The 5,448-nt window shown below is 67.9% G+C and carries 4 protein-coding genes; 1 reads left to right on the forward strand and 3 read right to left on the reverse strand.

Features of this window, described 5'->3' with window-relative positions:
- Positions 1–101 precede the first annotated feature (101 nt).
- From ACFWY9_RS17640 to ACFWY9_RS17650, 3 genes are all read right to left on the reverse strand, one after another.
- Complete coding sequence (locus tag ACFWY9_RS17640) at positions 102–2,924, reverse strand: vitamin B12-dependent ribonucleotide reductase (protein WP_378326442.1); 2,823 nt, start codon at positions 2,922–2,924, stop codon at positions 102–104.
- Between the two features lie 36 nt (positions 2,925–2,960).
- On the reverse strand, positions 2,961–3,452 hold the full coding sequence (gene nrdR, locus ACFWY9_RS17645; protein WP_378326443.1) for a transcriptional regulator NrdR: 492 nt from the start codon (positions 3,450–3,452) through the stop codon (positions 2,961–2,963).
- Positions 3,453–3,765: 313 nt separating this feature from the next.
- A complete protein-coding gene (locus tag ACFWY9_RS17650) occupies positions 3,766–4,251 on the reverse strand; it encodes a LysM peptidoglycan-binding domain-containing protein (protein WP_378339281.1) in 486 nt (161 codons plus the stop codon).
- Positions 4,252–4,611: 360 nt separating this feature from the next.
- Between ACFWY9_RS17650 and lexA the strand changes: the two genes are divergently transcribed.
- Complete coding sequence (lexA, locus tag ACFWY9_RS17655; protein ID WP_378326518.1) at positions 4,612–5,280, forward strand: transcriptional repressor LexA; 669 nt, start codon at positions 4,612–4,614, stop codon at positions 5,278–5,280.
- Positions 5,281–5,448: the final 168 nt, after the last annotated feature.

The raw sequence follows: 5,448 nt of genomic DNA on the forward strand, positions 1-5,448 counted from the left end.
CCCTCCCCCGGGGGCGGCTACCCGACAGCCCGCGGACGAGCGCGCGACCCCCCCTCGCGGCGGCCCCCAAACCCCCCCCCCCCCCCCTCGGCTCGGGCCGGTCAGCTGCAGCCGGAGGTGGCGCCGCAGCCTTCGCAGGCGTAGCAGGACCCGGCGGGCCGCATCTTCGTGCCGCAGGTCATGCACAGCGGGGCGTCCGCGGCCTTGCCGAGGTGCAACTCCATCAGCTCGGTGGTGGTGTGCGCGTCCTGCTGTTCGGGTTCGGACTCCGCGCGCCGCGGCGCGGGTGAGGAGTCCACAGTGGACCGCAGGGTTTCGAGGTCGACGTTCTCGCCGGTGGCCGGGTAGCTGGCCTCGACCTGCGCCGACCGTTCGTCCGCGGTGAAAATGCCCAGCTGCGAACGCTTTTCGTAGGGCAGGTAGTCCAGCGCGAGGCGCCGGAACAGGTAGTCCATGACGCTGGTGGCGATCCGGATGTCCGGGTCGTCGGTCATGCCCGCCGGCTCGAAACGCAGGTTGGAGAACTTCGAGACGTAGAACTCGAGCGGGATGCCGTGCTGCAGGCCTACCGAGATCGACATCGAGAAGGCGTCCATGACCCCGGCCAGGGTCGAGCCCTGCTTGCCGAGCTTGACGAAGATCTCGCCGAGCCCGTCGTCCGGGTAGGAGCCCGCGTGCAGGTAGCCCTCGGCGCCACCGACGGTGAAGGACACCGTCTGGCTCGGCCGTTTCTTCGGCAGGCGGCGGCGCACCGGGCGGTATTCGACGACCTTTTCCGGCTCGGCCTCCGCCTTGTCCTTCTTGCCGGTCGACAGCGGCTGCCCGACCTTGCAGTTGTCGCGGTAGATGGCCAGCGCCTTCAGCCCGAGCTTCCAGCCCTGGAAGTAGATCTCCTCGACCTCTTCGACGGTCGCGGACTCCGGCATGTTGACCGTCTTCGAGATGGCGCCGGACAGGAACGGCTGCACCGCTGCCATCATCCGGACGTGCCCCATCGGCGCGATCGACCGTTCACCGACCGCGCAGTCGAAGACCTCGTAGTGCTCCGGCCGCAGCCCCGGCGCGTCGACGACGTGCCCATGCTGCGCGACGTATTCGACGATCGCCTCGACCTGCTCGCCCTGGTAACCGAGCGCGGTCAGCGCGCGGGGCACGGTCTGGTTGACGATCTGCATCGACCCACCACCGACGAGCTTCTTGAACTTCACAAGAGAAAAGTCCGGCTCAATTCCGGTGGTATCGCAATCCATCATGAATCCAATAGTTCCCGTCGGAGCCAATACACTGGCTTGTGCATTTCGCCAACCGTGAACTTCACCGATTTCGATGCCGCGCTTCCATTCTTCGGTCGCCAATCCGCGCACCGCGGCATCATTCTCGTGATAAGTGCGGACCAGCTCATTGGCCGCCGCGTGCTTGCGCATCACGCGCTGGTGCGCCTCGGCGTTGCGGGCGTATCCCTCGTATGCCCCGACGACCCCGGCCAGCTCGGCCGAACGACGGTAGGAAACACCGGTCATCAGCGAGGTGATCGACGCGGCGAGCGCGCGTCCGCCTTCGGAGTCGTAGGCGTGCCCCAGCGCCATCAACAGCGCGCCGAGGTTGGCGTAGCCGATTCCGAGCTGACGGAATTTGCGGGTGGTGTCCCCGATAGCTTCGGTCGGGAAATCCGCGAAACAGATGGAAATGTCCATCGCGGTGATGACGAATTCGACGGCACGCGCGAACAACGGCGCGTCGAACCGGCCGTCCTCGGTGACGAATTTCAGCAGATTCAACGAAGCGAGGTTGCAGCTGGAATTGTCCAGATGCATATACTCGGAACAAGGATTAGATGCGGTGATGCGGCCGGATTCGGGGCAGGTGTGCCAGTCGTTGATCGTGCCGTCGTACTGCAGACCAGGGTCGGCGCACTCCCACGCCGCCTCCGCCATGGTGCGGAACAGCTTCTTCGCGTCGACCCGGTCGATCACCTCGCCACTGAGCCGGGCGCGCAGGCCGAACTGGCCCTCGGTCTCGACCGCCTGCATGAACTCGTCGGACACGCGGACCGAGTTGTTGGCGTTCTGGTACTGCACCGAGGAGATGTCCGCGCCGGAGAGGTCCATATCGAACCCGGCGTCGCGGAGGACCTTGATCTTCTCCTCTTCCCGCGCCTTGGTCTGGATGAACTCCTCGATGTCGGGGTGGTCGACGTCGAGGACGACCATCTTCGCCGCGCGCCGGGTGGCGCCGCCGGACTTGATGGTGCCCGCGGACGCGTCCGCGCCGCGCATGAACGAGACCGGGCCGGACGCCGTGCCGCCGGAGGTGAGCAGCTCCTTCGAGGACCGGATGCGGGAGAGGTTGAGCCCGGCGCCGGAGCCACCCTTGAAGATCAGGCCTTCCTCGCGGTACCAGTTGAGGATCGACTCCATCGTGTCGTCGACGGCGAGGATGAAACAGGCCGACACCTGCTGCTTGGAAGCCGTGCCGACGTTGAACCACACCGGCGAGTTGAAGCTGAACACCTGGTGCAGCAGCATCCAGGTCAGCTCGTGCTCGAAGATCTCGAGGTCGGCGGGCGTGGCGAAGTAGCCGTGCTCGGAGCCCGCCCCGGCGTAGGTGCGCACGACCCTGTCGATGAGCTGCTTGAGACTGTGCTCGCGCTGCGGTGTGCCGAGCGCGCCGCGGAAGTACTTGCTGGCGACGATGTTGGTGGCGTTGACCGACCAGAACTCCGGGAACTCGACACCCCGCTGCTCGAAGTTCACGGTGCCGTCGCGCCAGTTGGTCATGACGACGTCCCGCTGCTCCCAGGTGACCTGGTCGTAGGGATGCACGCCCTCGGTGGTGAAGACCCGCCGCACGGTCAGCCCGTTCGGTGCCTTCTTCCTGCTCTTGCCCGCCGCGGCGGCGCCGTCTGCTCCCACGGTCTCGGTCATGGGTGTTCCCTCACTCCCGCACGGGGACGGCGTTGTTCACCGCCCGCGCTGATCGCTTTCGTCCTGCGCAGCACGACCCGCGGTGATGGCCTCACGAAGGTCCGCGATCTCCTTCTCGAAGTCCTCGACGGACGAGAAGGAGCGGTAGACACTGGCGAAGCGGAGGTAGGCGACTTCGTCGAGTTCCCGCAGCGGGCCCAATATCGCCAGGCCGACCTCATGACTCGGGATCTCCGCCAGCCCCGCCGAGCGGATCGACTCCTCCACCCGCTGCGCGAGCTGCTGCAGCGCGTCGTCGTCGACCGGCCTGCCCTGACACGCCCGCCGGACGCCCCGGACCACCTTGTCCCTGCTGAACTGCTCGGTGACCCCGGACCGCTTGACGACGGCGAGCACCATCGTCTCCGAGGTCGTGAACCGCCGGCCGCACTGCGCGCACGAGCGCCGCCGCCGGATGGCCTGACCTTCATCCACCTCTCGGGAGTCGACGACCCGAGAGTCCGCATGCCGGCAGAACGGGCACCTCATCCGCCGATCACCTTCCCCTCCGTGCCGGCCGCCCCGTTCGACGTCCCTCCCGGCAGCCACGCGCAACCGGGAACCGCGCTCACCGGGCACCCGTGCTGCGGTGTACCTGGTGATCAACTTGTGGACATCCGGTGGGTGAACACCGGCCAGCTGTGGACAACTGGTACCGAGTCTACCCCAACCTGTGGACCAACTACAGCGGTGTAACTACTACATATAGCGGTCGACCTTAGATCGCGCCGGGGAGCTTCGCAACCGCCACGACCGGGTGAAACAGGGAAATCCCCCACGGCGGCCGGGAATGCTTGACACCTCACCGCCCGGTGGTCATGGCGTCCGCCGCGCCGTCGGCGACCGGGACCGTGAGCAGCAGCCCGGGCACGAGCACGGCGTCGTCCAGGCGGTTGAGCTCCTTGATCCGGTCGACAACCGCGCCAGGGTCGCTCGACGGCGCGAACCGTTCGGCGAGACTCGACAGCGTGTCGCCCCGCTCGACCGACACCGCCGCGGTCCGCGCGGGCACCGCCGCACCCGGCGCGCCGTGCGCGAAAAGACCCAATCCGGTGATCACGAGACAGGTCGCCACGGCGAGCGCGGCGAGCCACGGCCACCGGATCGCGCGCCGACGCGGTGTCGCGCAGCCGACCGGCACCGCCCGCCTGCCCGCCACGACCCGCGCCCTGGTCGGCGGGCGCAGCGCCTCCGCGCGCCTGCCCCGGGACACCCGTACCCGCGGCGGCGGGGGCGCCGAGCCGGTGTCGACCGGGCGGACCACTCCGCGTTCGGCCAGAATGGACATCACGGACCTCCTCGTAACCTGCTCCGTCCTGCCGTCCGGCCCGGCCGGGGCGCTGAGCACCGGCTATCGATTCGAACCGAACAGGCGTTCTATCGAACGCCCGTGCGAAGGTCTACCACCCCGCACCGACAAAATCGAGAGGGACACGGCGTGTCCGTCGAACAGATGTTTGAAATCGACGCTGCCGGGGGCTAACGTCGGTGACCAGGGCATCTGCCGGGCAGATGCCGCCGGTGAGCGCGCCCGCGACCGTGGGCGCCGCCGGCGGGAAACGTGGAACGTCTGGGAGGCGACGCAGTGGCTAAGAAGGACTCGGCGACGGGTGGCAAGACGGGAGGTGCACGCGGGAGCACGGCGAAGGTGCACCCCCTGCCCGAGATCTACGACGTGGACGACGCGCTGACCGTGCGCCAGCAGCAGGTGCTGGACGTGATCAGGACCTGGGTGAGCAAGTTCGGGTACCCGCCGAGCGTGCGGGAGATCGGCGAGGCGGTCGGGCTGACCTCGACCTCCTCGGTCTCCCACCAGCTGCGCGCGTTGCAGCGCAAGGGATATCTGCGCCGGGACGCGAACCGGCCGCGGGCGGTCGGGGTGCTGGCGTCCACCGACGACAACCCGATGGGCATCGACATGGACCAGCAGCCGTCCATGCCGAAGGCGGCGTACGTACCGCTCGTCGGCCGGATCGCCGCCGGTGGCCCGGTGCTCGCCGAGCAGGCCGTCGAGGACGTGTTCCCGCTGCCGAGGGAGATCGTCGGCGAGGGCGAGCTGTTCCTGCTCAAGGTCACCGGCGACTCGATGGTCGACGCGGCCATCACCGACGGCGACTGGGTGGTGGTCCGGCAGCAGCCGACCGCCGACAACGGCGAGATCGTGGCGGCGATGATCGACGGCGAGGCCACGGTCAAGACGTTCAAGCGCAAGGGCGGGCACATCTGGCTGATGCCGCACAACGAGGCGTACGAACCGATCCCGGGTGACGACGCCACGGTGCTGGGCAAGGTGGTCGCGGTGCTGCGGCGGCTCTGAGCGGGGCGGTTGGGGTGAGGTGTGTTCGCGGAAAGCGCGAACCCCTGGCCCCCGCTCAGGTGTCTTGTGGGGGTGCAACCCCCACACCCCCCCCCCCTGTCTCATATAAACATCACCGACCCCACGATACAAAAAACAAACGGGTTAAGCGTGAAGGGGGTGTTAATT

Origin of the sequence: Amycolatopsis sp. NPDC059027 (assembly GCF_042739735.1) — a bacterium.
Classification (GTDB): Bacteria; Actinomycetota; Actinomycetes; order Mycobacteriales; family Pseudonocardiaceae; genus Amycolatopsis.